The following is a 26,337-nucleotide window of genomic DNA, read 5'->3' as shown; positions in this document are numbered from 1 at the left end:
AGGAAGTATGTGAAATAATCAAAGCTATCAAATAAAGAAAAATGAAGGGAGACAAAAGAATGGCAAAATATATAGCTAAACGAGTTGCATTAGCCATCGTAACACTTTTGGTACTTACAAGTGTTGTATTCGTCCTGGTTCGTCTGATGCCGGGAGATCCGTTCTCAAGTGACAAGATGACACCGGAGATCAAAGCGAATCTGGAAGCTTACTATGGTTTGGATAAACCGCTTGCAGAGCAGTATATAACTTATATGAAGAATGTGCTTCATGGTGATCTGGGGTATTCTATGAAGTATGAAAGTCAGACAGTTAACCGTATTATTGCTGACTCATTCCCATACTCAGCAGACCTGGGAATCCGTTCACTGTGCTTTGCACTGTTCTTCGGACTGATCCTTGGAATTGTAGCAGCACTGAATCGAGGAAAGAAACTGGACTTTGTCTGTATTTTGATTGCGATCATTGGTACATCGATTCCTGACTTCATCATGGGATCTGTACTTCAGTATTTCTTCGGAATCAAATGGCAGATTCTTCCGGTTGCGCAGTACACAAGCTTTAAGCACACAATTTTACCGTCAATCGCGGTTGGATTCTATACACTGGCATCCATTTCCCGTCTGATGCGTTCCAGTATGCTGGAAGTTGTATCTTCAGATTATACAAAGACAGCACGTGCGAAAGGTTTATCGGATTTCCGAATTACAGTTAAACATCAGATCCGTAATGCGATCACACCGATCATTACCATTATGGGACCGACAGTTGCATCTGTATTAACAGGAACATTCGTAATCGAAGCCCTTTTCGCAATCCCTGGAATGGGAAAACATTATGTAGACAGTATTAACATGGCAGATTATACACTGGTTCTTGGTATGACGATCTTCTACGGAGCATTCCTGATCGTGTCAATCCTGATTGTAGATATCTTATACGGTATTGTAGATCCGAGAATCCGTCTGAGTGGTAAAAAAAGGTAGGTGACGAGAAATGGCAGAAATTACAAAAGAACAGTTTAAAGTTGTAGGAAAAAATACAAAGACAATGGAGTCTATTTCCCGTCCGAATATTGGTTACTGGCAGGATGCATGGAGACGAATCCGCAAGAATAAGATTGCATTCTTCTCATTGTGCCTGATTGGACTTTATGTACTTATGGCGATCTTTGTTCCAATGTTCAGCAAATATGACATTGCAACACAGAGTGTGGCAGAGATGAACCAGAGTTTTTCAAAAGCACATTGGTTTGGAACAGACTCTCTTGGACGTGATCTCTGGGTTCGTGCATGGTCTGGTGCGAGAGTATCTCTGACAATTGGTTTTGCAGCCAGCATCATCAATGCAATCGTTGGATCTATCATGGGTGGTATCTCAGGATTCTACGGTGGCAAGATCGATATGGTTATCCAGCGTGTCGTTGACGTATTATACGGAATCCCAAGTCTGATCGTTACCATTCTTCTTATGGTAGTTGTTGGTAACGGTGTACACTGTTTGATTCTTGCTATGTGTTGCGTCGGATGGATCGGTGGATGTCGTTTCGTTCGTGGTGAAGTATTAAAACTGAGAGAATCTGATTTCGTATCTGCAGCCAAGATCCTTGGTGTGCCGGATATCGTAATCATTGTAAAACATATTTTACCGAATATCATGGGACTTATCATTACAAACCTGACAATGGCTATTCCGGGAGCTATTTTCCAGGAGGCATTCCTGAGCTATATCGGTCTGGGTATCAAACCACCGAACTGCAGCTGGGGTGTACTTGCAAAAGACGGAATCGCACAGCTGAGAATTCATCCGTACCAGGTATTTGTACCGGCATTCCTGATTTGTACAACAATGCTTGCGCTGAATCTTCTTGGTGATGGGCTTCGTGATGCATTTGACCCGAAACTTAGAGGAACCGAGTAGGAAGGAGTATAGAAGATGGAAAATTTATTGGAAGTAAAAAATCTGCAATTCTCTTTCCGTACATACGGTGGAGTTGTAAAAGCTGTTCGTGATGTCAGCTTTGAAGTCCGTCCGGGAGAAATTCTTGGTATAGTTGGAGAATCCGGATGTGGAAAGAGTGTTACCTCTCAGTGTCTGATGAGACTGAATCCGGAACCGCCTGGATTCTTTGAAGGCGGAGAGATTCTTTATAAAGGAAAAGATGTTCTGAAAATGAACAAAAAAGAACTTCGTCAGTTCCGTGGAAAAGAGATCAGTTATATTTTTCAGGATCCTATGACCTCATTGAACCCGACAATGCGTATCGGAAAACAGATTGAAGAAGTATTCGTCGGAAGAAAAGGTATGAGTGCAGCTGAGAAAAAAGCAAAAGCACTTGAAATCCTTAAAATGGTAGGTATCTCTGATGGAGAACGCCGTTACAAACAGTATCCACATGAACTTTCAGGTGGTATGAAACAGCGTGTTATGATCGCGATCGCTCTGGTAGGAAGCCCGAGCATTGTTATTGCCGATGAGCCGACTACTTCTTTGGATGTTACAATTGAAGCGCAGATTCTTGATGTACTGAAAAATCTTCAGAAAACACTTGGGACATCTATTATCTTGATCACACATGACCTTGGTGTTATCGCAAAGCTTTGCGACCGTGTACTGGTTATGTATGGAGGAAAGATCGTAGAACGTGGATCTGTAGATGAGATTTTCTATGATACAGCACATCCTTACACAAAAGGACTTATGCATTCAATTGCCAAACTGGATACAGCAAAAGGCCACAAATTGCAGCCAATCGAAGGAACACCTCCGGATCTGTTTGCACCTCCGAAAGGATGTCCGTTCGCAGCAAGATGTGAATACTGCATGGAAATCTGTAAAGATATGCCGCCACAGACTTATGAGCTTTCAAAAGAACATGAAACCTGTTGCTGGCTGCAGCATGAATATGCACCGGATACAGACATGAGAAGAAAAGTAACTGAGAAAGGAGAGGTGTAAAATGGAAAATACAGAAAAAAAACAGCCTCTCGTACAGGTGAAAAACTTATGTAAATATTTTGAAATCAGCCGTAAAGAAACCTTAAAAGCGGTTGATGATCTTACATTTGATATTTATAAAGGTGAGACAGTCAGCCTGGTAGGTGAGTCCGGCTGTGGTAAGTCTACAACAGGACGTACCATGATCAAGTTATACAATCCGACTTCAGGAAATGTATATTATGATGGAAAAGATATTTTCAAATACAATCATGCAGAGCAGAAAGAATTCTGTAAGAAGGTACAGATGATTTTTCAGAACCCGTATTCATCACTGAATCCACGTATGACTGTTAAGGATATCGTTGGAGAAGGCCTGAAACAGCATGGAATGTCAACAAAGGATGCAGATGCAAAAGTAGAGCAGCTGCTTGCTACAGTTGGTCTTAATAAAGATCATATGTCACGTTTCCCACACGAATTCTCAGGTGGACAGAGACAGCGTATCGGTATCGCACGTGCTCTTTCTGTTGATCCGGAATTCATCATCTGTGATGAGCCGATTTCAGCTCTTGATGTGTCTATCCAGGCACAGGTTATCAATATGCTGAAAGAACTGCAGGAAGAAAGAGGACTGACTTACCTGTTTATCGCGCATGACCTTAGTGTCGTAAAATATATTTCTGACCGTGTAGTTGTTATGTACCTCGGAACAATGGTCGAAACTGCTGAGACAGATGAACTTTATGCTCATCCGATGCATCCATATACACAGGCACTGCTTTCTGCAATCCCGGAAGCAGATCCGAATAAAGCAAAAGCGAACCAGCGTATTCCGATCAAGGGTGAGATCCCAAGCCCGATCAATCCGAAGAACTGCTGTCGTTTCGCTGAGAGATGTCAGCATGCGACAGAACGCTGCTTTAAGGAAATGCCGCAGATGAAAGAGATTGCTCCTGGACATAAGGTGGCATGCCATCTTGTAGAAGATAAATAAAAAGTAGTAATATAATAAAGAAGACGAAGGACTTAAGAAGAGTTCTTCGTTTTCTTTTTGTTTTATGAGAAATTCCGATGGAACTTTCTGTGAAAAAACACTATATGCCTTGGCAGATTAAAAAATTTCCAGAAAAATTGTGCAGAATCACAAAATACGGATTGACACGAAAATATTGACAATATAAGGTAAAAACGATATTATATAGAGATGTAATTGTAATTAAAGTGTCATATCGTGTAATAGTTATGTAACAAATGAAAGTGAGTGTATATGGAACAGAGAAAATCAGCAAGGAGAAGATCGTCTGATGGAACTTCTAATAGAAATATGCGAAGTATCAATAACAGCAGAGAAGTAAGCAGACGGGCTAAGGGGAAGAACCGGTATGCTTATGAAGAAGACCGAAGATCTGCCCGATATTATGATGATGAGGAAGATTACTACAGAGAACGACCGAAAAAGAAATCATCTTCGAATGATAAGAAGAAAAGAAGACCGGAAGAAGACTATCAGAATGTAAGAAAGATGTCTGACCCGGAGAATAATAAGAATCGTAAAAATAAACGGCGCAGAGGAAGAAGGAAAAATCGGGTAAGCAGAACGATTGGAATTATACTTGCAATTATCCAGTTTATCCTGTCTGTAGTACTTGCAGTGAATGTGATGCTGTTCAATGTACTTACTTCTACTTATTTCCTGGTACTGATCGGAGTGCTGCTGATCCTGCTTGGAATTACCTTGCTGACACAGATAGCGGCAAAAGGAAAAGGAATTGGCGGAAAGATATTCTGTATACTGATCTGCATCATTCTGGGAGTGGGTTCTTTCTATATAGGAAAAGTAAATAATGCATTCCAGAAGATTACCGGAAGCAATAAGAAAACAAGTTCCATGGTAGTTGCGGTAAAGGCGGATGATAATGCAGATACTTTATCAGCAGCAGCCGGATATACATTTGGTGTTCAGTATGCGACTGGTGGAGACCAGACGAAGTCGGCAGTCAAACAGATTGAAAAGGAACTGGGACAGAACATTACTCTTCAGGAATACAGTAATCTGGGAGAAGAAGCACAGGCATTATATGACGGAGAAGTAGATGCGATTATCTACAACTCAGCTTACAGTAATATTATCCAGGAACAGTATTCAACCTTTACAAAGGATACAAAGGTTATTTATAAGCACAATATTGTTGTTGAAATTGAAAGCGATACATCTGATGAAAGCGTTACAAAGCCATTTGCGGTTTATTTGAGTGGTATTGATACAAATGGTGATATCACAGAACAGGGACGAAGCGATGTCAATATCGTAGCGGTTGTCAATCCGACGAGCCATCAGGTATTACTGATTACGACCCCTAGAGATTATTATGTACCAATCCCGGGAGTATCCGGAGGACAGGACGACAAACTGACACATGCAGGAATCTATGGTGTAGATGTGTCTATGCAGACGCTGGAAGCACTTTATGATACAGATATCGAATTTTTCGGAAGAGTTAATTTTACATCTATGATCAGTGTGGTTGATGCACTTGGTGGACTGGATGTTGAATCAGATCTCGAATTTGATACAGGATGGGAGTCAGGTGCAGAGATTCATGTAAATGAAGGAATGAATCATTTTGACGGTATTAGTGCACTTGCTTTTTGCCGTGAACGTCAGGCACTGCCAGACGGGGACAACGGAAGAGGAGTCCATCAGCAGGCAGTTATCACTGCAATCATTAAAAAGATGATGTCACCGGCAATGCTCCGTGGGGCAAGTGATATTATAGACAGTGTCAGCGATGGTGTGGATACGAACTTTACTTCCGGCCAGATCCAGTCGCTGATCAAGACTCAGCTCAGAACCAATGCGAAATGGAATATTTATTCCGTGGCAGCGGATGGAACCGGGGGAACAGATATCTGCTATTCTTCAGGAAATGAAGAGCTTTATGTAACGTATCCGGATGAAAATTCAGTGGCTGAGATCATTGGATTGATCAAAAAAGTAAAAGACGGAGAAATAATCGAAGGATCCGTAAGTACAGAATAAAAATGAAGAAAAAGTCAAGGTATGATTTGGAAAATATTTTTCAGAATACCTTGACTTTTTTTTTGCGATATACTACAATAAACAAGCGTGTGAAAAACGATGCACTGTTTTTCTGCGCATTTTAAACAGAACTTGTTTAAAATCGTAACCAATTATTACTTCATAGGAGGTGAAAGAGATGCCAACATTTAACCAGTTAGTAAGAAAAGGTCGTCAGACAGCTGTAAAGAAATCTACTGCACCGGCTCTCCAGAAAGGATACAATTCTTTGAAGAAAAGAGCTACAGACACATCTGCACCGCAGAAGAGAGGTGTGTGTACAGCAGTTAAGACAGCTACACCGAAGAAACCGAACTCAGCTCTCAGAAAGATCGCCAGAGTACGTCTTTCAAACGGAATCGAAGTAACAAGCTACATCCCAGGAGAAGGTCACAACCTTCAGGAACATAGCGTTGTTCTTATCCGTGGAGGAAGAGTAAAGGACCTTCCGGGTACAAGATACCATATCGTTCGTGGAACACTTGATACAGCAGGTGTTGCAAAGAGACGTCAGGCTCGTTCTAAATACGGAGCAAAGAGACCAAAAGACGCAAAGAAATAAGCACTTGATTTTAGTGTAAAACGAAACTAAATCGTATCACAAACAGAACTATGAGAATAGTTGGTTGCGGGTTTAATTCAGATATCGCCTGCCACGTGGCAGGCATCGGAGATTGTCCCGCCAACGATACACATAGAAAGACACATGTGAGTACCGATGAATTATTCACGCAAAGCAAAGCTTTGCCAATATGTATAAGGAGGGAAGAACCGTGGCACGTAAAGGACATACTCAGAAAAGAGACGTATTAGCGGATCCGTTATACAACAACAAGGTAGTTACAAAGCTTATCAACAACATCATGCTTGACGGTAAGAAAGGTGTAGCTCAGAAAATTGTATACGGAGCATTTGACAAAGTCGCAGAGAAAGCTGAAAAACCAGCTATCGAAGTATTTGAAGAAGCAATGAACAACATCATGCCTGTACTTGAAGTAAAGGCAAGACGTATCGGTGGAGCTACTTATCAGGTACCGATCGAGGTAAGAGCAGACAGAAGACAGGCTCTTGCACTTCGCTGGCTTACACTGTACTCTCGTAACAGAGGCGAGAAGACAATGGAAGAAAGACTTGCAAATGAAATTCTTGATGCGGCTAACAACACTGGCGCATCTGTAAAGAAGAAAGAAGACATGCACAAGATGGCAGAAGCAAACAAAGCATTTGCTCACTATCGTTTCTAATTATAGGAGGAAAAAATCTTGGCTGGAAGAGAATATCCATTAGAGAGAACCAGAAATATCGGTATTATGGCGCATATTGATGCTGGTAAGACCACTCTTACAGAGCGTATCTTATACTATACCGGTGTTAACTATAAGATTGGTGATACTCATGAAGGAACTGCTACCATGGACTGGATGGAACAGGAGCAGGAAAGAGGTATCACGATCACTTCAGCAGCTACAACATGTCATTGGACACTTGAAGATCATACAAAACCGAAAAAAGGTGCTCTTGAGCATCGTATCAATATCATTGATACTCCGGGACACGTTGACTTCACTGTAGAGGTTGAACGTTCACTTCGTGTACTGGATGGTGCTGTAGGTGTATTCTGTGCTAAGGGTGGTGTTGAGCCTCAGTCAGAAAACGTATGGCGTCAGGCAGACACATACAACGTACCAAGAATGGCCTTCATCAACAAGATGGACATCTTAGGTGCAAACTTCTACAACGCTGTAGAACAGATTAAGACAAGATTGGGTAAGAACGCTATCGTTCTTCAGTTACCAATCGGTAAAGAAGATGATTTCAAGGGAATCATCGACCTTATGGAAATGGAAGCTTACATCTACAATGATGACAAGGGTGATGACATCACAGTATGTGAAATCCCGGATGACATGAAAGAAGATGCTGAGCTTTACCATACAGAGTTGGTTGAAAAGATCTGTGAATTGGATGACGAACTTATGATGATGTATCTTGAGGACGAAATCCCGACAGTAGATCAGCTCAAAGCAGTTCTTAGAAAAGCTACTTGTGAATGTACAGCAGTACCGGTTTGCTGTGGATCTGCTTACAGAAACAAGGGTGTTCAGAAGCTTCTGGATGCAATCGTTGAATATATGCCGGCTCCGACAGACATCCCGCCAATCCAGGGTGTTGACGAAGATGGTAATGAAGTAGTAAGACATTCTTCAGATGAAGAACCTTTCTCAGCACTTGCATTCAAGATCATGACAGACCCGTTCGTAGGTAAGCTTGCATACTTCCGTGTATATTCAGGAACTATGAATTCAGGTTCTTATGTATTGAACGCTACAAAGAATAAAAAAGAACGTGTTGGACGTATCCTTCAGATGCATGCTAACAAGAGAATGGAATTGGATAAAGTATATTCAGGAGATATCGCAGCAGCGATTGGATTCAAGTTTACAACTACAGGTGATACAATCTGTGATGAACAGCATCCGGTAATCCTTGAATCTATGGAATTCCCAGAACCAGTTATCGAGCTCGCTATCGAGCCTAAGACAAAAGCTTCTCAGGGTAAACTTGGTGAATCTCTTGCAAAACTTGCAGAAGAAGACCCAACATTCCGTGCTCATACTGATCAGGAAACAGGTCAGACAATCATCGCCGGAATGGGAGAACTTCATCTTGAAATCATCGTAGACAGACTTCTTCGTGAATTCAAGGTAGAAGCTAACGTAGGTGCTCCGCAGGTTGCATACAAAGAGTCCTTCACAAAAGCAGTTGATGTTGACAGCAAGTATGCTAAACAGTCAGGTGGACGTGGACAGTACGGACACTGTAAAGTTAAATTTGAACCAATGGATGTCAATGGTGAAGAAACATATAAATTCGATTCTACTGTTGTCGGTGGTGCAATTCCGAAGGAATACATTCCGGCTGTAGGCGAAGGTATTGAAGAAGCCATGAAAGCTGGTATCCTTGGTGGATTCCCTGTAGTAGGTATTCATGCAACAGTATATGATGGTTCTTACCATGAAGTCGATTCTTCAGAAATGGCATTCCACATTGCAGGTTCTCTTGCTTTCAAAGATGCTATGAAGAAATCTGACCCGGTACTCCTTGAGCCTATCATGAAAGTTGAAGTTACTATGCCGGAAGAGTACATGGGAGATGTTATCGGTGATATCAACTCTCGTCGTGGACGTATCGAAGGTATGGATGACCTCGGCGGTGGAAAGATCGTTAGAGGATATGTTCCGCTTTCAGAAATGTTCGGATACTCTACAGACCTTCGTTCCAGAACTCAGGGACGTGGAAACTACTCAATGTTCTTCGAAAAATATGAGCCAGTTCCGAAGTCTGTACAGGAAAAGATTTTATCTAACAAAAACGCATAAAAAATACGAAAAAGGCTTGAAAAACTGTACTTTATGAAATATAATCAGTATTAGCCGAGTTAAAACATCGTAAACTAAAATGCCCTATTGGGTGGTATATTTAAGGAGGATATTCAAAATGGCAAAGGCTAAATTTGAAAGAACAAAACCGCATTGTAATATCGGTACCATCGGACACGTTGACCATGGTAAAACAACTCTTACAGCAGCTATCACAAAAACTCTTGCAGCAAGAGTTGCTGGTAACGCAGCTGTAGATTTCGAAAACATCGACAAAGCTCCAGAAGAAAGAGAACGTGGTATCACAATCTCTACAGCTCACGTTGAGTACGAAACAGAAAAACGTCACTACGCTCACGTAGACTGCCCAGGACATGCTGACTACGTTAAGAACATGATTACAGGTGCTGCTCAGATGGATGGTGCTATCCTTGTTGTAGCTGCTACTGATGGTGTTATGGCTCAGACAAGAGAGCACATCCTGCTTTCTCGTCAGGTAGGTGTACCGTACATTGTTGTATTCATGAACAAATGTGATATGGTAGACGACGAAGAACTTCTTGAACTCGTTGAAATGGAAATTCGTGAACTTCTTGATGAATACGAATTCCCAGGAGATGATACTCCGATCATTCAGGGATCTGCTCTTAAAGCTCTTGAAGATCCGAACGGCGAATGGGGAGATAAGATCATGGAACTTATGGATGCAGTTGATGCATACATTCCGGATCCAGAACGTGACACAGACAAACCATTCCTTATGCCTGTAGAAGACGTATTCTCTATCACAGGACGTGGTACAGTTGCTACTGGTAGAGTAGAACGTGGTGTACTTCACGTATCTGATGAAGTAGAAATCGTTGGTATCAAAGAAGAGACACGTAAAGTAGTTGTAACAGGTGTTGAAATGTTCCGTAAACTTCTTGATGAAGCTCAGGCTGGTGACAACATCGGTGCTCTTCTTCGTGGTGTTCAGAGAGACGAAATCGAAAGAGGACAGGTTCTTTGTAAACCAGGTTCAGTAACTTGCCACCACAAGTTTACTGCACAGGTATACGTTCTTACAAAAGATGAAGGTGGACGTCATACTCCATTCTTCAACAACTACAGACCACAGTTCTACTTCCGTACAACAGACGTAACAGGTGTTTGCGAACTTCCAGAAGGAACAGAAATGTGCATGCCTGGTGATAACGTAGAAATGACAATCGAACTGATCCATCCAGTAGCTATGGAACAGGGACTTCGTTTCGCTATCCGTGAAGGTGGACGTACTGTAGGATCAGGACGTGTTGCTACAATCATCGAGTAATACAATCTGAATATAGATTTGTTATCGTAAGATAACGTTGTGTCCAAACGTAAGATACCCGTAGAACTTCGGTTCTACGGGTTTTTCTGTTGCCTGGAAATGTACAAAAGAGTGGAAAAGAATAACGAACAGTATAGAAAAACGGTTGCCGGGAGAGTGTCCTGACAACCGTTTGTGATAACAGAATGATAACAAAATTGTGGAATCTGTAATTAATAAAGTATTTATTCCAGGGACTTTGCTAATATATTTAGCATACGTGAAAATGTAAGTAGAAAACTACATTGCAAACTATGTGATTTTCCAGGAATCATTTCAAATGAATAACGTTCATGAGCAAAAGTGTTTTCGCTTTTTTTTAAATCGCTAATAAACATTTCATAAGTGTAATCTGAATCAGAGTTACCTTTCATAGCGTTTATTGTTAAGTCCGAAATAATCTTTTTTGAATCATCGGATAATTTGTTAAAGAGATCTTTATATAGTTTATGGCCACTGACAATATTTCCATGATCATTTTCATAAAAGAGTTTTAGAATTATTTCACAGGAAAATGACAGATTGACAAATGCAGGGTACAAACGCCAGATGTCTTCTTGAGAAGGTGTTTGTGTTTGGAGTTTGGGGAGCAGTGATTGATATAAATCATTTCCAATACTGTAATATGTTTCTGCTAAAACCTTAGCTTCATCATGGCTATAGAATTCTGTACCTTGTGTATAGTGTGGAACTATTCCCCCGGCTGGATAAGATGTCATAGAATAAGCCTCCTTATGTCAAATCATATGTCTTGATGTCATTGCCTTCAGTACCCTTCTTAACGATAGTATGGCAACCTATCGTAGTTCCCATAGCACGCAGTTTCCATTCTTCCTGGGTAGCGTTCAGCTTATCCAGTTCTTCCTGTCTTTTATCAGTATCTTCAATAGCTAATATTTCAGCTTTTTCCTTTTCATAGACATTTTTAAATTGACACCATTTCCTGAAAAAGTCCTGCATCGTAGGATTATCGAATGTCAGTGAAATCTTCTGATCAGGCGTTTCTACGAGTGAGAGGTTCACTGAATCATCAATAGAAAACAACAGAGAGAGTACATCTCCGACCGTTTCAATATTAAAATCCAGAAAAACACTTACATTTAATCCTAGTGCAGTTGCTATCTTTTCTAACTGATCCGGTTTTGGATTCCGGATTCCCAGTTCATATTTTCTGATTGTTCCTACGTTAATGCCGGACAGCTCGGCTAATTGTATCTGACTGTATCCTCTAAATTCCCGGAATGCCCGGATTTTTTTACCAACCATAATGCTGCCTCCTTAATAATATTTGTGCTTCTATTCTAGCACAAAAGTGAATGATACAAAAGAGTGAGATTTAACAAATTGTCGATACGCAAGCAATAGATATGGAATGGGAAAAATAAATTCGCAAATGTTTGTTGACAAATTCACAAAAGTGAATTATTATAAGAGAACAATGAAAGAGTCACAAAAGTGACTGGAAAGGAGGACGCTATGAGAACTAATTATATGATGACCGTTGATGATGTCATGGAAGAATTAGGTGTGAAACGCAGTAAAGCATATTCTATTCTGAAGCAGCTCAATGATGAACTGGCAAAGGAAGGATATGTAGCAGTTCGTGGAAAGATTCCACGTCCCTACTGGGAAACAAAATTTTATGGATGCTCTCAGAGAGCAGTATGAAGGAGGTTTTTAGATGTCAGCTTACAAGGACAAAACACAGGGAACCTGGTATGTGAGCTTCCGTTATATTGACTGGACAGGAAAGAAAATGCAGAAGCTGAAAAGAGGGTTCAAGACAAAGAAAGAAGCATTGAATTATGAAAAGGAATTCATAAGAAAAACTGCGGCGGATATGAAAATGGAGATGAACAGTTTTATTCAAGTCTATTTTGAAGATAAAAAGAATGAACTGAAAGAAAATTCAATCCGTAACAAGCAGCACATGATGAATAAGCACATTGTACCGTATTTTGGAACAAGAAAAATGAATGAGATCACACCGGCAGAGATTATCCAGTGGCAGAATACCATTCAGGAAAAAGGGTATAGCAAGACTTATGAACGCATGATTCAGAACCAGTTAAATGCACTGTTTAATCATGCACAGAAAATTTACAATCTGAAGGAAAATCCATGTAAGAAAGTAAAAAAGATGGGGAAAACGGATGCAAATAAGCTGGAATTCTGGACGAAAGCAGAATATGACAGATTTATCGCAGGGATTGAGCCGAGGAGTGAGGATTATCTGATATTTGAAATTCTGTTTTGGACAGGAATCAGGGAAGGAGAACTTCTGGCATTGAGTCTTTCGGACTTTGATATGAGTGGAAATCTTCTGCATATCAATAAGACTTATAACCGAATCGGGAAAAGAGATGTGATTGATACTCCAAAAACAGAAAATTCGGTCCGTACTATTGATATTCCCAATTTTCTTAAGGAAGAGGTACAGGAGTATGCGAAGAAGCATTATGGATTTCCAAAGGATCAGAGATTGTTTCCGATAGTAGCAAGAACTCTACAGAAACGATTGAAACGATACGAGGCGGAGACAGGTGTAAAACCAATCAGAGTGCATGATATCCGGCATAGTCATGTAGCTTATCTTATTTATCAAGGAGTAGAGCCATTGATTATCAAGGAAAGACTGGGGCATAAGGATATTCAAATGACGTTGAACACGTATGGACATTTGTATCCTTCACAGCAGAAAAAGTTGCTGAGATGCTGGACAATAAACGTTAATACGGAGGAAAAGAAGCAAATGAAAACAAAGAAAGTAGTCGGAAAAATATTCGATGCAATTAACTACAGTAAAAAGTTGAAGATAAGTTCCATTTTACCCGATCGAGATTCAGATTATGTGATTCTTCTTGAATTAGAGGATGGAAGCAAATTTGAAATTATCATTATCCCAACAAGGAGATTCGTATAAGGAGTGGAACTATGGCTACTAACAGACAAAAAGAAAAAGCCCAGACAAAATATCTGAGCAAGTTCTCTGATAATCAGATTCACTGATATATCATCTTGGCAGATTCAGTATATCACGAATTGAACGATACAACAATTCCCGAATATCTGTTCATCAGAGACTTGCCCGGAGGGGCAGGAGGTAGAAGTGACATTATTTGAACAGGTAAAAGAATGTGTGACAGCCAGACAGGCTGCGGAGCATTACGGGATTAAAGTAAAAAGAAATGGAATGGCGTGTTGTCCGTTTCATAAAGACCGACACCCAAGTATGAAGGCAGATAAAATATATCACTGCTTTGCATGTGGAGTGGGCGGTGATGCGATAGATTTTACAGCAAGGTTATTTGGAATATCACAGTATGAAGCTGCGAAAAAGATGATAGAAGATTTTGGACTGGATATAAAAATCGAAGACAGAAACAAATACAAAAGGACGCACCAAAGCAGGAATACTTTTATATCAAAGAAACCTAAAGTTGTGATGATCAGAGAAAAACTGGAGCAGTGGTTGAAACATGCAACAGACGTGCTGATCAGATATCTGAAATGGATTCAGTTCTGGAAAGAGATTTACAAACCAGAACCAGATGAAGAGTGGCACGAATTATTTACGGAGGCATTGGCAAATGAAAGAAAGATAAATGACTATCTGGACGTGCTGATGTTTGGAACAGGAGAAGAGATTGTAGAGTTTTTCAAGATGAAGAGAAGGGAGGTTGAAAAAATTGAAGAAAGAATTAACGAATATCAGCGAGAAGTCCTTGATGGAATTAGAAGATATTGTGAACGAGGAAATGCTTACAACAGAAGATGTCAATAATATGTTGGAGCATACGGATAAAGGAAGAACAAAGCAGACAATCAGAAATTGTGTAACCGTATTACAAAAAGATCCAGTGCTGAAAAAAGCGATTAAACGAAATGAGCTTTCCGGAAGAATGGACATTGTGAAAGAGGTGCCCTGGGAACGGAGAAATAACAGTCCTACGGTTACAGATACTGATGAAAATAATTTGAAGATGTATCTGGAAGAAAATTATGAACTAACAAGCGAGCGTGTGATCAAAGCGGGAGTAGATATTGTTTCCAATGAAAATAAATATCACCCAATCAGAGATTATTTGGAGAGCCTGGTTTGGGACGGAATTCCAAGAATAGAAAATATGCTTCCGCATTTCCTGGGAGCAGAAAAGAGCAAATACACAATCGGAGTAATGAAAATGCACATGCTGGCAGCGATTTCAAGAATTTATGAACCAGGAATAAAATATGACATTATGCTGTGCCTGGTTGGAAGTCAGGGAGCCGGAAAGTCTACGTTTTTCAAATATCTGGCGATAAAAGAAGAATGGTTCAGCGACAATCTGGATCATCTGGATGATGAAAATATTTACAGAAAACTGCAGAATCACTGGATTATCGAAATGGGGGAAATGAAGGCAACTATCACAGCAAAGAATATTGAACAGATAAAATCGTTTTTGAGCAGACAGAAAGAAACTTACAAAGTACCTTATGAAGTTCACCCGGAAGATAGACCACGACAGTGTGTATTTTGTGGTACTTCAAATGATCTGAATTTCCTTCCGCTGGACAGAACCGGAAACAGACGATTTGCTCCGGTGATGACAGATATGTCGAAAGCAGAAGTTCATATTCTGGATAATGAAGCAGAGAGCAAAGCTTATATCGAACAGGCCTGGGCGGAGGCAATGGTACTGTATCGACGGGGAAATGTGTTCTTAGGATTCACAAAGGAAATTGAGGAAGAGGCAAAGCGTCTGCAAAAAGAATTTATGCCGGAAGATACCAATGCCGGAATCATACAGGCATTTCTTGATGACTACGATGACGAGTATGTATGTACCAGAATTCTGTTCGATGAAGCGCTACATCGAACCGGAGAAATAAAACAGTGGGAAGGTAAAGAGATTGCTAATATTATGAACAATGCAATTGAAGGATGGAAACCACATGGTACACATCGGTTCGGAAAGGAATATGGAATACAGCGTTCATGGAAAAGGATGGAAGATTCTGTGAAGAAAGATAAAGACGGCTTTATGGAAGTACCGGAACAGTTGGAGATACCGTTTGAGTAAAGATTATTGTAAACGATGTAAACGGAACTTGAAGGAAAAACTTAAAAAGTTAACTTTTAAAATCTTTTGAGCCCCGTTTACAAATTCCGTTTACAAATTGGAAAGGAGCAGAAAATGATGAAACAGGGAAGATTAGGATACAACAGTAGTAATGGAAGATATGGATTATTATCATCAGACTTATGGATTGATACAGGATTTCACTGTGGAGAAGGACTGGAAGTGCTGGTAGGTGATGAATGGGTACAGACCAGAATGGAGATGAATCTGGCAAGAGAATGGTATCTGGTGGGAACGCCTTATTGTGGAGATCTGGAATATGTGCAGGCAAGGATACCTGGATAAATAGGTCTATGATCCACTTCGGCTGGTGTAAAGCAGACGTCCACCGGACGTTATGCCCCCGGCAGGGCGCAAGGGGACTTTTGATGGACGGTACGGCTGTCGAAAGTGCTTTTGCGTTACTTTTGACAAAAGTAACAAAACCGCCGTATCCGGCGAAAAGTTCTTAAATATCGCCATGTCTGGCGTAAATAAAAATTATGTGCCATATCTGGCACTCAAACAGAGAAGAGGTGAGAAAACATATGATAAAACGAACAATCAGTGGCATGATTGGAGCCGGTTCACTGGCTCATAACAGACGAGATTTTGTAGCAGAAAATGTAGATCCGAAAAGAACGCAATATAATATCTGTTACCGAAATGAAAACCTACAGGAAGTTTACAAAGAGTTGTTTGATGAGGCCGTGGAGAGATACAATGTTGGAAAACGAAATGATCGAAAGATTACCAATTATTATGAAAAGATACGGTTGGGGAAACAGGAGAAGCTTTTTCATGAGGTGATCTTTCAGATTGGAAATTGTGGAGATATGGCCGTAGGGACGGAAGAAGGAGAGTTAGCTGTCAAGATATTGGATGAGTTCTTAAAAGACTTTGAAAAAAGGAATCCTACACTTCGGTTATTTAATTGCTATTTACATCTAGATGAGTCTACACCGCATTTGCATGTCGATTTTGTTCCATATGTGAGCGGGTGGACTGGAAAAGGTATGGATACGAAAGTTTCTTTAAAACAGGCACTAAAAAGCCTTGGGTTTCTAGGCGGAAGTAAACGTGACACAGAACTTAACCAGTGGATTAATCATGAGAAAGAAGTTTTGTCAGAAGTCGCTAAAAAGTATGGAATTGAATGGGAACAGAAAGGCACACATGAAGAACATCTGGATGTTTATAATTTTAAAAAGAAAGAACGTAAGAAGGAAGTGCAGGCTCTGGAGCAAGAAAAAGAATACCTGACAGCGGAAAAAGAAAGTTTAGCTTTCAAGATTTCAGAAGTAAAAGCTGATATTGAAAAGTTGGAAGATGAAAAGCTTCAGTTTAAAAAAGATAAAGATGCTGTAGAAAAACGTGCGAAGAAAGCAGAAACAGAATTGAAAAAACTGGAGGACAGAAGAGAATTCCTGCAACCGGTGATGGATAATGTCAGTAAGGAAATAAAAGAATATGGAATGATCAAAACATTTTTGCCGGAAGCTACAGCATTGGAACGTGCGGTAACTTACCGGGATAAGAAAATAAAACCATTATTCATAGAAATGAAAAACAAAATCGGTGCGATGGCTGCACAGGTGAAAGAACTCACAAGAGAAAGAGATAGTTGGAAAAGTAAGTTTCAGAAGAAAAAGCAAGAGCATGAAAAAACAAAAAAGGAACTGGCAGAAGTTCAGAAAGATTATCAGAAATTATCCGGTGAAAAAGAAATACTGCAGGGGCTTGCGGACAGATACAATCGACTTTTACGCATGTTAGGAAAAGATATGGTAGAAAGATTGGTGCAGGACGATATCCGGATGCAGGCGGAACTTGAAGCGAAAAAGCAGCAAGCGCAGATGCCGAAAAAAATAAGTGATCGTATACCGTGGGCGAAAGAACGAAGTGAAGAACACAATGCACAAATTAAGAAGAATAAAGCAAAGTACAGAGGAATGGAGTTGTAAGAATATGAAGAAACAAATTTATGATGAAAAGAACGGACTGAGTTACACATTGCATGGAGATTATTATCTACCAGACCTGGAAATCAATGAGGAAGAACCCGCATATGGGAAATATGGAATAATGCGAAAACAGTTTTTGAAGGAGCACAGGAGTGCCAGGTATCAGTATCTGGTACTGACCGGGAAACTGACGGAGCATTTGAATCAGATTGATAAAGAGGTCAGAGAAAAAGTTGAGATGCTGGTGGAGCAGATGGCTGGACAATGGGGAGTGACAGAAGAATTGAAGATGCAGGATCAGATGGAATGGGTGAGGAGGATGAATAATATTAAGAATGTTGCGGAAGAAAGTGCCATGAAAATTATATATTTATAGTAGTAGGTAACCAATAAAATTTAAAAAGCAAACGAAAGTATGTTCGTATTTTCGCTTGCTTTTTAAATTACATTAGAGTATAATAGGGAAAAAACAGGTATAAATATATTCCCAGGAGTGATGAGAATGAGACAGATACATATAAGAGTTGATGATGAGTTGTATAATGAGCTGAATTCATATTCAGAAAAGAATGAACTGAGTATGCAGGACTGTGTCAGAGAAGCAGTAGCATATTATATGAGTGATGTAAAAAAGAAGAAGAATACAGGAAAAGAGAAAAAATTTACATTTATTGATCTTTTTGCCGGGATTGGTGGTATGCGTATTGCATTTGACCGGGCCGGCGGTCAATGTGTTTATTCGAGTGAATGGAACAAATACAGTCAGCAGACCTATTTTGCAAATTTTGGAGAACAGCCGGAAGGGGATATTACAAAAGTTAATGCTGCAGATATTCCGGATCATGACATTCTGGTTGCCGGATTTCCGTGTCAGCCTTTTTCAATAGCCGGGGTATCAAAGAAAAACAGTATGGGAAGAGCTACTGGATTTGAGGATAAAACACAGGGCACATTGTTTTTTGATGTCTGCAGGATATTGAAAGAAAAAAGACCAAAAGCATTTATGCTTGAAAATGTTAAAAATTTATGCAGCCATGATAAAGGAAGAACTTTTCAGGTAATCAGAGAGTCACTGGAAGAGTTGGACTATGAAATTTTCTATAAAGTTCTGGATGGACAGAATTATGTTCCTCAGCACAGAGAGAGAATATTAATTGTAGGATTTGACAGAGAACGCTATGGAGATAAAATTGATTTTGAGTTTAATCTTACACCACGTGTTCCAAAACCTGTTATGAGAGATATTCTTGATGAAGAGGTTGCAGATAAATACACATTGTCTGATAAATTGTGGACATATCTGCAGAATTACGCAGCAAAGCATCGGGCAGCCGGTAATGGGTTTGGATATGGAATAGCACCTTTGGATGGAGTGTCCCGGACATTGAGTGCTAGGTATTACAAAGATGGATCGGAAGTGCTTATTGCACAGGAAGGAAAGAATCCGAGAAGGTTGACTCCGAGAGAATGTGCAAGATTGCAGGGATTCCCGGATACATTTAAGATTCCTGTTTCGGATACACAGGCATATAAGCAATTTGGAAACTCTGTAGTCGTTCCATTAATGGGAGAAGTTGCAAAACTGATAGTTAACAACATTGAAACAATGGATAATGAGAAAGAACAGGATATACAGAGGAAGGTGATTTAAATGTCAGCAGGCTATGCGGAAATTGCGATAACATCAGTGTTAAACAGTGAAAAAAGCTTTTGCAAATTTCTTTCGGCAAATGATACAGGTGCGACCGGTGCTCATCAGTCGGGAATCCTGATTTCAAAAACTGCGATGGAAATGTTGTTCTCCAGAGAACAGCTTGAACAGGAGGGAATACCTAAAAGGACTGTAAAAATAAAATGGCAGAATGATTTTGAAACGGAAAGCTGTTTTACTTATTATGCAAGTAAAAACGAACTTAGAATAACAAGATTTGGACGAGGATTTCCGTTCCTGCATATAAATCAGACAGGTTCGTTGTTTGTTTTTACAAAACAGGCAGAAGAAAACTACAGTGGATATTTCTTGGATACAGAAGGGGAAATTGAGGAATTTCTTAATGCGTTTGGCATCAGTCCGACAGAAACAAACAGTTTGATAAATGTTGAAAATGTCCGGGCAGAAGCACAGGAACAAATAGCAATTCAGGAATTTATAGCAAATCTTGAGGTGGATTTTCCAACGTCAGAAGAAATGTCAGCTACTGCAAGATATATACAGGACAGAGCTTATGATCATATTGAATATATACAGACAAATCCGGACAGGAAAATAATTGACTGGACTAATATGGAGTATACGCTGTTTCGTGCTCTGGAGTATGCAAGATATGGAGACATTATAACTAAGGGATTTTCAGATGTGGATGAATTTGTAAAAGTTGCAAATATGGTCTTGAACAGAAGAAAGAGCAGAGCAGGAAAAAGTCTTGAACATCATCTTGCTGCGATATTTGATGGAAATGCCATTCAGTATTCAGCTCAGGCGGTGACAGAAGGAAACAAGAAACCAGATTTTATATTTCCTTCAGGAGAGGCATACCATAACAGCAGTTTTGATATTCAGAAACTGGTAACGCTTGCAGCTAAAACTACATGTAAAGATCGTTGGAGACAGGTCTTGAATGAGGCGAACAGATTAAAAGATTCACCCAAATATCTTTGTACGTTACAACAGGGAATCTCAGGAGCACAGATGGATGAGATGCAGGCTGAAAATGTAGTATTAGTAGTTCCGGAACCATATATTGTATCTTATCCGAAAGACAGACGGGACAGAATCTGGACCATTGCACGTTTTGTGAAGTATATACAGGAAATCGAGGGATAATATGGACATCAAGAATCCGGAAGAACGTAGCAAAAATATGGCAGCGATACATTCCAAGAATACGAAGCCGGAAATATATCTGAGAAAATTATTGTTTGCCAGAGGTTACAGATATGGCGTGAATTCAAAAAGTGTGCCGGGGCATCCGGATATATACATGAGAAAATATAATACAGCAATTTTTGTACATGGGTGTTTCTGGCACAGGCACGAGGGATGCAAATATGCTTACATGCCAAAATCAAGGGTAGAATTCTGGCAGAAAAAGTTTGACGCAAATATAAAGAGGGATGAATATGTTCGAAAAGAATTGATGCGTAAAAAAGTCAAAGTAGTAATTGTGTGGGAATGCACAATAAAGAAAATGAAAAAAGATGAAGAATTCCGAGAAGATAAATTGCATCAACTGGAGGATTATTTGCAGAATGAACAATATAGCTTGGAGATTTGAAAAAAAATTTCAGTGATTAGTGTAACTTGTTTTAATCGGAAAAGAATGATATACTGATAATTATCAGCACTCAACAAAAGAGAGTGCTAAGGAAGGAGCGAGGAAAATGAGTTTGCAGACATATTTTAAAGAATTTAACAAAGTAATAAAAATGGATTATGACGTTAAAAGTGAACTGAAAGAAAAAAGAGATATTTTATTAGGTATATTAAGAAATGATGACGATATGCCTGCATTTGATGAGTACAATCAGGGAAGTTATAGTATGCATCTGGGGGTTGAACCACTGGATAAAGAATATGATATAGATGTAGGTTTACGTTTTCATGTTAATCGTGATGATTATGAACCAATGGACCTGAAAGAGAAAATAAGAGATCTGTTAAAAAATCATACTGAGTATGGCGCAAAAATAAAAAAACCATGTGTGACAGTAACATACAAGAAAGATGGCGAAGCTGCATATCATGTGGATTTAGTTACTTACGTTTATGAAGACAAAGATGATTCTGACAGTCAGTTATATCTTGCACGTGGAAAAAACAGGGATTCAGAAGAAACATGCTGGGAGAAATCTGATCCGGTCGGGCTTGTAGAATATGTTAATGATAAATATAAAGGTGATGATAACAAAGAAGATCGCGAACAATTTCGCAGAGTAGTAAGATATATAAAACGTTGGAAAAATAAGAAATTCAGTAGTTCGGGAAATGCAGAACCACCAAGCATAGCAATTACGTTAATTGCTGTAGATCATTTTGAAGCTTCAAAAAAATATGATTATATAGAAGAAAAATATTGTTATGATGATTTACAGGCTGTGATTAGTTTTGCAAAAGAAATTCAAAAGCTGTTTGTGTTTAAAGAAGTGAATGAAAATAGACGATTAATGTATACTATAGAATACAATTTGCCTTCTTCATTGAACTTTGAATCCGATGTTAATCTCTTCAGAAAGATGTCAGATAATTATATGACAGATTTTAAAGAAAAGATTGATGATTTGGTTGATAATCTGGAAGCTGTAAAAAGTGAAACAGATGAAGTGGAACAGTGTAAGATGCTGAGTAAAATTTTTGGAGATGATTTCCCGATTCCGGAAAAGAAAAATGCAGCCAAAAAACAAATGAATTTTATACCTTCAACAAGTGCATCAGGAGTAGATTAAGATGTTTTCACCAGAAGAACTCAAACGAATCTTACAGGAAAGTGATGTTATAAAAAATGTAAGCATTATAAAAGAGGCTAAATTATTTGAAAATGTCTATCAGACAGTTTTGCAGGGAGAACTGGTAATAAATGAAAGAGAATCGTTTGTTGTATATATAGCAGTTCCGGAAAAATGGTATAGAGATTTAGTGGATATATATGTTGCAGATTATAATGAACTTGTTTATATGCCGCATATAGATAATAAAGGAAAACTGTGTTTGTTTGAAACGGAAGGTATTTTGATAGATCAGAATTTACCTGGAATTATGATGCAATCATTATTGCGTGCACAGACAATTTTGAAACAAGGTTTTTCTGGAGAAAATAAAAACGATTTTATAAATGAATTTGAATTATACTGGGCTCAACTGAAAGATTGCAGAATTGCACATTTGACAGTGGAAACAGATAGAAAAAATCGTATCGTAAAAGGGGGCATTAAAAAAAGTTCCAAAAGGAAAAAAGAAAAACAGATAGAGTATATAAAGAGATGCAAAAAAGCACCGATTTATATTGGAGAAAATGTTGAAAGTTTAAAACGTTGGAATCTGGAAAAAACGCCGGTCATGAATATAGCATATTTTGTAATATATTCTGAAAAATATATTTTTCCACCGGACATAAGAAAAAAACTGTCGATAGATTATTTGAATGCTCTTTTACATTTTGTGCCGGAGGGAGAACTTGCTTCAATTATGCCACGTTCTCGACAAGATAGAATTGTTGTGTTTGAAATTCATCAGCCATCAGGACAGACACATCTTGTAGGAATGTATATAAAAGGTGGCATGTTAAAAGAGACTTCTCTGGAAAAAGTAGAAGAACTGCAGCCGTTGCTTATGGAAAGAGCTGATAAAAAGTTTTTGATGAAGCGTGTAACAGAACAGGACAGCGAAAACTATAAAAACAGAATACTTATAATAGGCTGCGGTTCGATTGGTGGACATGTTATATGCGAGCTCGCAAAAGCAGGATATGAGGATCTTACTATTGTTGATTATGAGAAGTTGACGGAAGAAAATATATTCAGGCATGTGTTGGGAATGGAATATGTTAATCGTTACAAGTGCGAAGCTTTGAACACATATATACAAAAAAATATTCCGGAAGTAAAGATAACGACGTTGGCAGAAAGAATTGAAGATGCAATTACAGAAGAAGATATTAATTTTGAAGACTATAATCTGATTATCTCAGCGGCAGGAAATCATAATTTAAATCGTTGGATTAATTCATGGATACAAAATAACAAAATCAAAGTGCCGGTTGTTTATTTGTGGAATGAAGTATATGGTATTGGAAATCATGCTGCATATATAAAATATGGAAATTGTGGATGTTATGAGTGTTTTTTTGACCGGGATGAAGAAACAGGAGAACTATATGACAAAACATCGTACTGCATGAGGGGACAGATTATAACGGAAAGTGCGGGAGGGTGTGGAAAGACTTACGTGCCATATGGAAATTTGGTTTCACTAAAAACAATGTTACTTTGTTTAAAGATGGTCAAAAATATTTTTGAAGAAAACCTCGATGACAATTTACTGATATCTTTAAAAGGAGATAGTGACTATCTGGAAAAACATAATCTGGAAACATCTGGCCGATATTTGCGACAACAGGAACAGATTAAAATATTGACTGGTAAGCAATTTGTAAATATTAATTGTGGTGTATGTAATGATTGTAACGGAAAGTAAAAACAGAAAAATAAAGATATGCGATCAAATATTGGAAGAAATATATAGTCAGATCCAGAAGAATGATTATGATCCAGAGAAAGGTGGAATTATAGTCGGACGGGAAAATCTGAATAATGAAAATATAATTCTTGAGTATATATCTAAACCATTAAAAAATGATATATGTACCAGAACCAGATATACCAGAAAAGATGAAGGGCATTTAAAATATTTTGAAAAATTGTATAATGAAAATAATGGTGTGTATGCATATTGGGGGGAATGGCATACACATCCGGAAGATATACCACATTATTCAATTATAGATTTAAAAAATTGGAAACGTATTGGTAAAGAAGATCCTAAAGGGGTACAATATCATATCATTGCCGGACGTAAAGCATTCAGCATATGGAGAATGCAAAAAGGAAAGCTTTGCCCGAAAAAAATATGTGAGGTAAAATGGAATGAAATCAATTTATGAAAGGATAAAAAATAATATCAGACCAATATTACAACTTCTGTTGCTTGTTGGTGTGTTCTTTGCTCCGAGAATATTTAAAATTACAGAGTTAATAAAGACCCCGCCTAAGCTGGAAGCGTCACAAAAAATATGTGATTATATTTTTTACTTTGCCTGGAAAGGTGGAGATTGGGCAATTGGTGTTTTCTTTTTAATAGTAGTATTGTTTATAATTAGAAAGTGGAATAAAACATATATGTTTAATAGAGGAAACTATTATAAACAGTACAGATATGGGTGGTATCAGATATGTTCAAAGATATTGGGGTACTCGGAATGTAACCTTATTCAGGTGCCGATATATATGCAATTTAAACTGGTGCTGAATGATACGTTCGATAAATATAATTGCGGAGAGTTTGATAAAAAAGAAAATGATACCATTTCAGTAAGTAAATCAAATTTTTCGCATGAAACAGATGAAGTGAATGTAATGATTTCTGATACATATCCTCTTTCATTGAGCCAATTACCGGAAATAAAGAAAAATATACCGACATTATTAATATCGCGTAATAATACTAATGATGTTAACAGATATGATAGTCCTGAATTAGTAAGGTGCGTTGTTAATGAAGTCAGGAGCTTAAATAATAATATAAAAAAAGTAAATGTTTATGCCACAACTAATCCATTAAATACAAAGAATATTGCCAGCAGTGCTTTTAAACTTGGAGGAAGAGATAATTTTAATGAAGTAAGAGTTTTCCAGCAAGAAAGGGATGGAATAAGAAAATTTAATAATAAGGGAATTGTTGTTTATAAAAGATAAGTCAGTGATAACACCATGATAACAAAATCCCCAAAAACCACACGGATACAGTGGAAAATCCGGACTTTCCCCCACAAATCACACGAAAAATCACCATTTGCACACCGCAATACGCCAGTCTGATATCGTGAAGGTGGACGTACTGTAGGATCAGGACGTGTTGCTACAATCATCGAGTAATATTCGCGAAAGCAATGAATAAAGCGCCAATCAAGGCGATAAAAAAAGAGACTGCAAGCTTGCTTGCAAGTCTCTTTTTTTATCGCTTTGGAAGTGGGCATTTTACGAATGCCCGCGAACGAACGACGAAGTCGTGAGATTGGCGCATATACAATAGATTTGTTATCGTAAGATAACGTTGTGTCCAAACGTAAGATACCCGTAGAACTTCGGTTTTACGGGTTTTTCTGTTACCTGGAAATATGTAAAAAGAGCAGTAAAGAATAACGAACAGTATAGAAAAACGGTTGCCGGGAGAGTGTCCTGACAACCGTTTGTGATAACAGAATGATAACAAAATATATAATTTTCGCAAATATGATAACAGATAAAGTGGATTTATCCACAAATCAGAGATGTGATTGTGGATTAAGTCAGATCATACGTCTTAATGTCATTACCTTCCAGACGTTTAGCAGTAAGAAAACTTTCCGCATCTTCAAGTGTAAGATCAGAAACATTTTTTCCAATCCAACGAAGGAAGTAACTGACATCAGAGCAATACAGTTGAATAGTTCTTTCACGCAGGTTACGTTTTTCCGCTTCATTGCGGATGGATTCAAAAGTATCTTTATACATAATAAAACCTCCAGAATAAGTAGTGTTAATAATTACATCTACCTATTCGGAGGTGCGTTAGCGTCATAATTCCGATTGCGGAAGAGACTGGAAAATGTTATTCTTATCATAGGCAGTGGAGCTTTCTTAGTTCAGTTGTTTCGTGTGGTAACTTAACAATAACGGATTATGGAAAGTAATTCCATTGCTTTTTAATAAAAATAAAACTGCGCCACAGCCTTGGCAGGCCATCGCGCAGCGATTTTGTTCAATC

26 protein-coding genes are annotated in these 26,337 nt (G+C 38.6%); 23 read left to right on the top strand and 3 right to left on the bottom strand.

Features of this window, described 5'->3' with window-relative positions; all coding sequences use genetic code 11:
- Positions 1 to 59 precede the first annotated feature (59 nt).
- The 9 genes from PGW42_RS03460 to tuf all read left to right on the top strand — a co-directional run bounded on the left by PGW42_RS03460 (position 60) and on the right by tuf (position 10,711).
- The gene (locus tag PGW42_RS03460; RefSeq protein ID WP_022219960.1) at positions 60 to 986 is read left to right on the top strand and encodes an ABC transporter permease; all 927 of its coding nucleotides are present in this window, start codon (positions 60 to 62) and stop codon (positions 984 to 986) included.
- Between the two features lie 10 nt (positions 987 to 996).
- Positions 997 to 1,920, top strand: a complete 924-nt coding sequence (locus PGW42_RS03455) for an ABC transporter permease (protein WP_008373509.1) — start codon at positions 997 to 999, stop codon at positions 1,918 to 1,920.
- Positions 1,921 to 1,935: 15 nt separating this feature from the next.
- Positions 1,936 to 2,958, top strand: coding sequence for an ABC transporter ATP-binding protein (locus PGW42_RS03450; RefSeq protein WP_055155422.1), 1,023 nt, complete (start codon positions 1,936 to 1,938; stop codon positions 2,956 to 2,958).
- Between the two features lies 1 nt (position 2,959).
- On the top strand, positions 2,960 to 3,934 hold the full coding sequence (locus PGW42_RS03445) for an ABC transporter ATP-binding protein (protein WP_008373513.1): 975 nt from the start codon (positions 2,960 to 2,962) through the stop codon (positions 3,932 to 3,934).
- A gap of 273 nt (positions 3,935 to 4,207) precedes the next feature.
- On the top strand, positions 4,208 to 5,980 hold the full coding sequence (locus PGW42_RS03440; RefSeq protein ID WP_270203002.1) for an LCP family protein: 1,773 nt from the start codon (positions 4,208 to 4,210) through the stop codon (positions 5,978 to 5,980).
- A 178-nt stretch (positions 5,981 to 6,158) separates the two neighbouring features.
- On the top strand, positions 6,159 to 6,581 hold the full coding sequence (gene rpsL, locus PGW42_RS03435; protein WP_008373516.1) for a 30S ribosomal protein S12: 423 nt from the start codon (positions 6,159 to 6,161) through the stop codon (positions 6,579 to 6,581).
- A 211-nt stretch (positions 6,582 to 6,792) separates the two neighbouring features.
- Positions 6,793 to 7,263 (top strand): 30S ribosomal protein S7, encoded by a 471-nt coding sequence (rpsG, locus tag PGW42_RS03430; protein ID WP_207642082.1) that lies wholly within the window; start codon positions 6,793 to 6,795, stop codon positions 7,261 to 7,263.
- Positions 7,264 to 7,281: 18 nt separating this feature from the next.
- Positions 7,282 to 9,399 carry an elongation factor G gene (gene fusA / locus PGW42_RS03425; RefSeq protein ID WP_044999122.1) on the top strand — a complete coding sequence of 706 codons (2,118 nt, stop codon included), beginning with the start codon at positions 7,282 to 7,284 and terminating at the stop codon, positions 9,397 to 9,399.
- A gap of 118 nt (positions 9,400 to 9,517) precedes the next feature.
- A complete protein-coding gene (tuf, locus tag PGW42_RS03420; protein ID WP_173825284.1) occupies positions 9,518 to 10,711 on the top strand; it encodes an elongation factor Tu in 1,194 nt (397 codons plus the stop codon).
- Between the two features lie 224 nt (positions 10,712 to 10,935).
- Here the strand turns inward: tuf and PGW42_RS03415 are convergent, their stop codons facing one another.
- On the bottom strand, positions 10,936 to 11,469 hold the full coding sequence (locus tag PGW42_RS03415; protein WP_270203001.1) for a hypothetical protein: 534 nt from the start codon (positions 11,467 to 11,469) through the stop codon (positions 10,936 to 10,938).
- Positions 11,470 to 11,482: 13 nt separating this feature from the next.
- Positions 11,483 to 12,016, bottom strand: coding sequence for a helix-turn-helix domain-containing protein (locus PGW42_RS03410; RefSeq protein WP_106493182.1), 534 nt, complete (start codon positions 12,014 to 12,016; stop codon positions 11,483 to 11,485).
- 210 nt (positions 12,017 to 12,226) lie between these two features.
- On the opposite strand from PGW42_RS03410, the gene PGW42_RS03405 reads away from it, so the two are divergent.
- The 14 genes from PGW42_RS03405 (at position 12,227) to PGW42_RS03340 (ending at position 25,286) form a co-directional block, all read left to right on the top strand.
- The gene (locus tag PGW42_RS03405; RefSeq protein WP_009243123.1) at positions 12,227 to 12,418 is read left to right on the top strand and encodes a helix-turn-helix domain-containing protein; all 192 of its coding nucleotides are present in this window, start codon (positions 12,227 to 12,229) and stop codon (positions 12,416 to 12,418) included.
- A 13-nt stretch (positions 12,419 to 12,431) separates the two neighbouring features.
- Positions 12,432 to 13,673: a site-specific integrase gene (locus PGW42_RS03400; RefSeq protein WP_270204066.1), complete on the top strand. Its 1,242-nt coding sequence runs from the start codon at positions 12,432 to 12,434 to the stop codon at positions 13,671 to 13,673.
- A 186-nt stretch (positions 13,674 to 13,859) separates the two neighbouring features.
- On the top strand, positions 13,860 to 14,534 hold the full coding sequence (locus tag PGW42_RS03395) for a CHC2 zinc finger domain-containing protein (protein WP_270204067.1): 675 nt from the start codon (positions 13,860 to 13,862) through the stop codon (positions 14,532 to 14,534).
- A complete protein-coding gene (locus PGW42_RS03390; protein WP_270204074.1) occupies positions 14,479 to 15,816 on the top strand; it encodes a virulence-associated E family protein in 1,338 nt (445 codons plus the stop codon). The genes PGW42_RS03395 and PGW42_RS03390 overlap by 56 nt, the downstream gene beginning before the upstream one ends.
- A gap of 117 nt (positions 15,817 to 15,933) precedes the next feature.
- Positions 15,934 to 16,161, top strand: a complete 228-nt coding sequence (locus PGW42_RS03385; protein ID WP_035124999.1) for a DUF5348 domain-containing protein — start codon at positions 15,934 to 15,936, stop codon at positions 16,159 to 16,161.
- A 242-nt stretch (positions 16,162 to 16,403) separates the two neighbouring features.
- On the top strand, positions 16,404 to 17,819 hold the full coding sequence (locus PGW42_RS03380) for a plasmid recombination protein (protein ID WP_270204069.1): 1,416 nt from the start codon (positions 16,404 to 16,406) through the stop codon (positions 17,817 to 17,819).
- Between the two features lie 4 nt (positions 17,820 to 17,823).
- A complete protein-coding gene (locus PGW42_RS03375) occupies positions 17,824 to 18,195 on the top strand; it encodes a TnpV protein (protein ID WP_270204070.1) in 372 nt (123 codons plus the stop codon).
- Positions 18,196 to 18,321: 126 nt separating this feature from the next.
- Positions 18,322 to 19,470: a DNA (cytosine-5-)-methyltransferase gene (gene dcm / locus PGW42_RS03370; RefSeq protein WP_118358365.1), complete on the top strand. Its 1,149-nt coding sequence runs from the start codon at positions 18,322 to 18,324 to the stop codon at positions 19,468 to 19,470.
- Positions 19,471 to 20,643, top strand: coding sequence for a type II restriction endonuclease (locus PGW42_RS03365; protein WP_270204071.1), 1,173 nt, complete (start codon positions 19,471 to 19,473; stop codon positions 20,641 to 20,643).
- A 1-nt stretch (position 20,644) separates the two neighbouring features.
- Positions 20,645 to 21,094, top strand: coding sequence for a very short patch repair endonuclease (locus PGW42_RS03360; protein WP_270204072.1), 450 nt, complete (start codon positions 20,645 to 20,647; stop codon positions 21,092 to 21,094).
- Positions 21,095 to 21,200: 106 nt separating this feature from the next.
- Entirely contained in the window at positions 21,201 to 22,262 is a 1,062-nt protein-coding gene (locus PGW42_RS03355) for a nucleotidyltransferase domain-containing protein (protein WP_118358366.1), read from the top strand.
- 1 nt (position 22,263) lies between these two features.
- Complete coding sequence (locus PGW42_RS03350; protein ID WP_118358367.1) at positions 22,264 to 24,009, top strand: ThiF family adenylyltransferase; 1,746 nt, start codon at positions 22,264 to 22,266, stop codon at positions 24,007 to 24,009.
- Positions 23,990 to 24,475 (top strand): Mov34/MPN/PAD-1 family protein, encoded by a 486-nt coding sequence (locus PGW42_RS03345; RefSeq protein ID WP_118045941.1) that lies wholly within the window; start codon positions 23,990 to 23,992, stop codon positions 24,473 to 24,475. Before PGW42_RS03350 ends, PGW42_RS03345 begins: the two co-directional genes overlap by 20 nt.
- On the top strand, positions 24,459 to 25,286 hold the full coding sequence (locus PGW42_RS03340) for a hypothetical protein (protein WP_118091741.1): 828 nt from the start codon (positions 24,459 to 24,461) through the stop codon (positions 25,284 to 25,286). The genes PGW42_RS03345 and PGW42_RS03340 overlap by 17 nt, the downstream gene beginning before the upstream one ends.
- Positions 25,287 to 25,874: 588 nt before the next feature.
- Here PGW42_RS03340 and PGW42_RS03335 read toward each other — a convergent pair.
- Entirely contained in the window at positions 25,875 to 26,084 is a 210-nt protein-coding gene (locus PGW42_RS03335; protein ID WP_243014448.1) for a phage integrase N-terminal SAM-like domain-containing protein, read from the bottom strand.
- Between the last annotated feature and the right edge of the window lie 253 nt (positions 26,085 to 26,337).

Source organism: Coprococcus sp. TM115-187 (assembly GCF_027679115.1).
GTDB lineage: Bacteria > Bacillota > Clostridia > Lachnospirales > Lachnospiraceae > Allocoprococcus > Allocoprococcus comes.
This window is presented reverse-complemented; position numbering and strand designations above follow the sequence as displayed.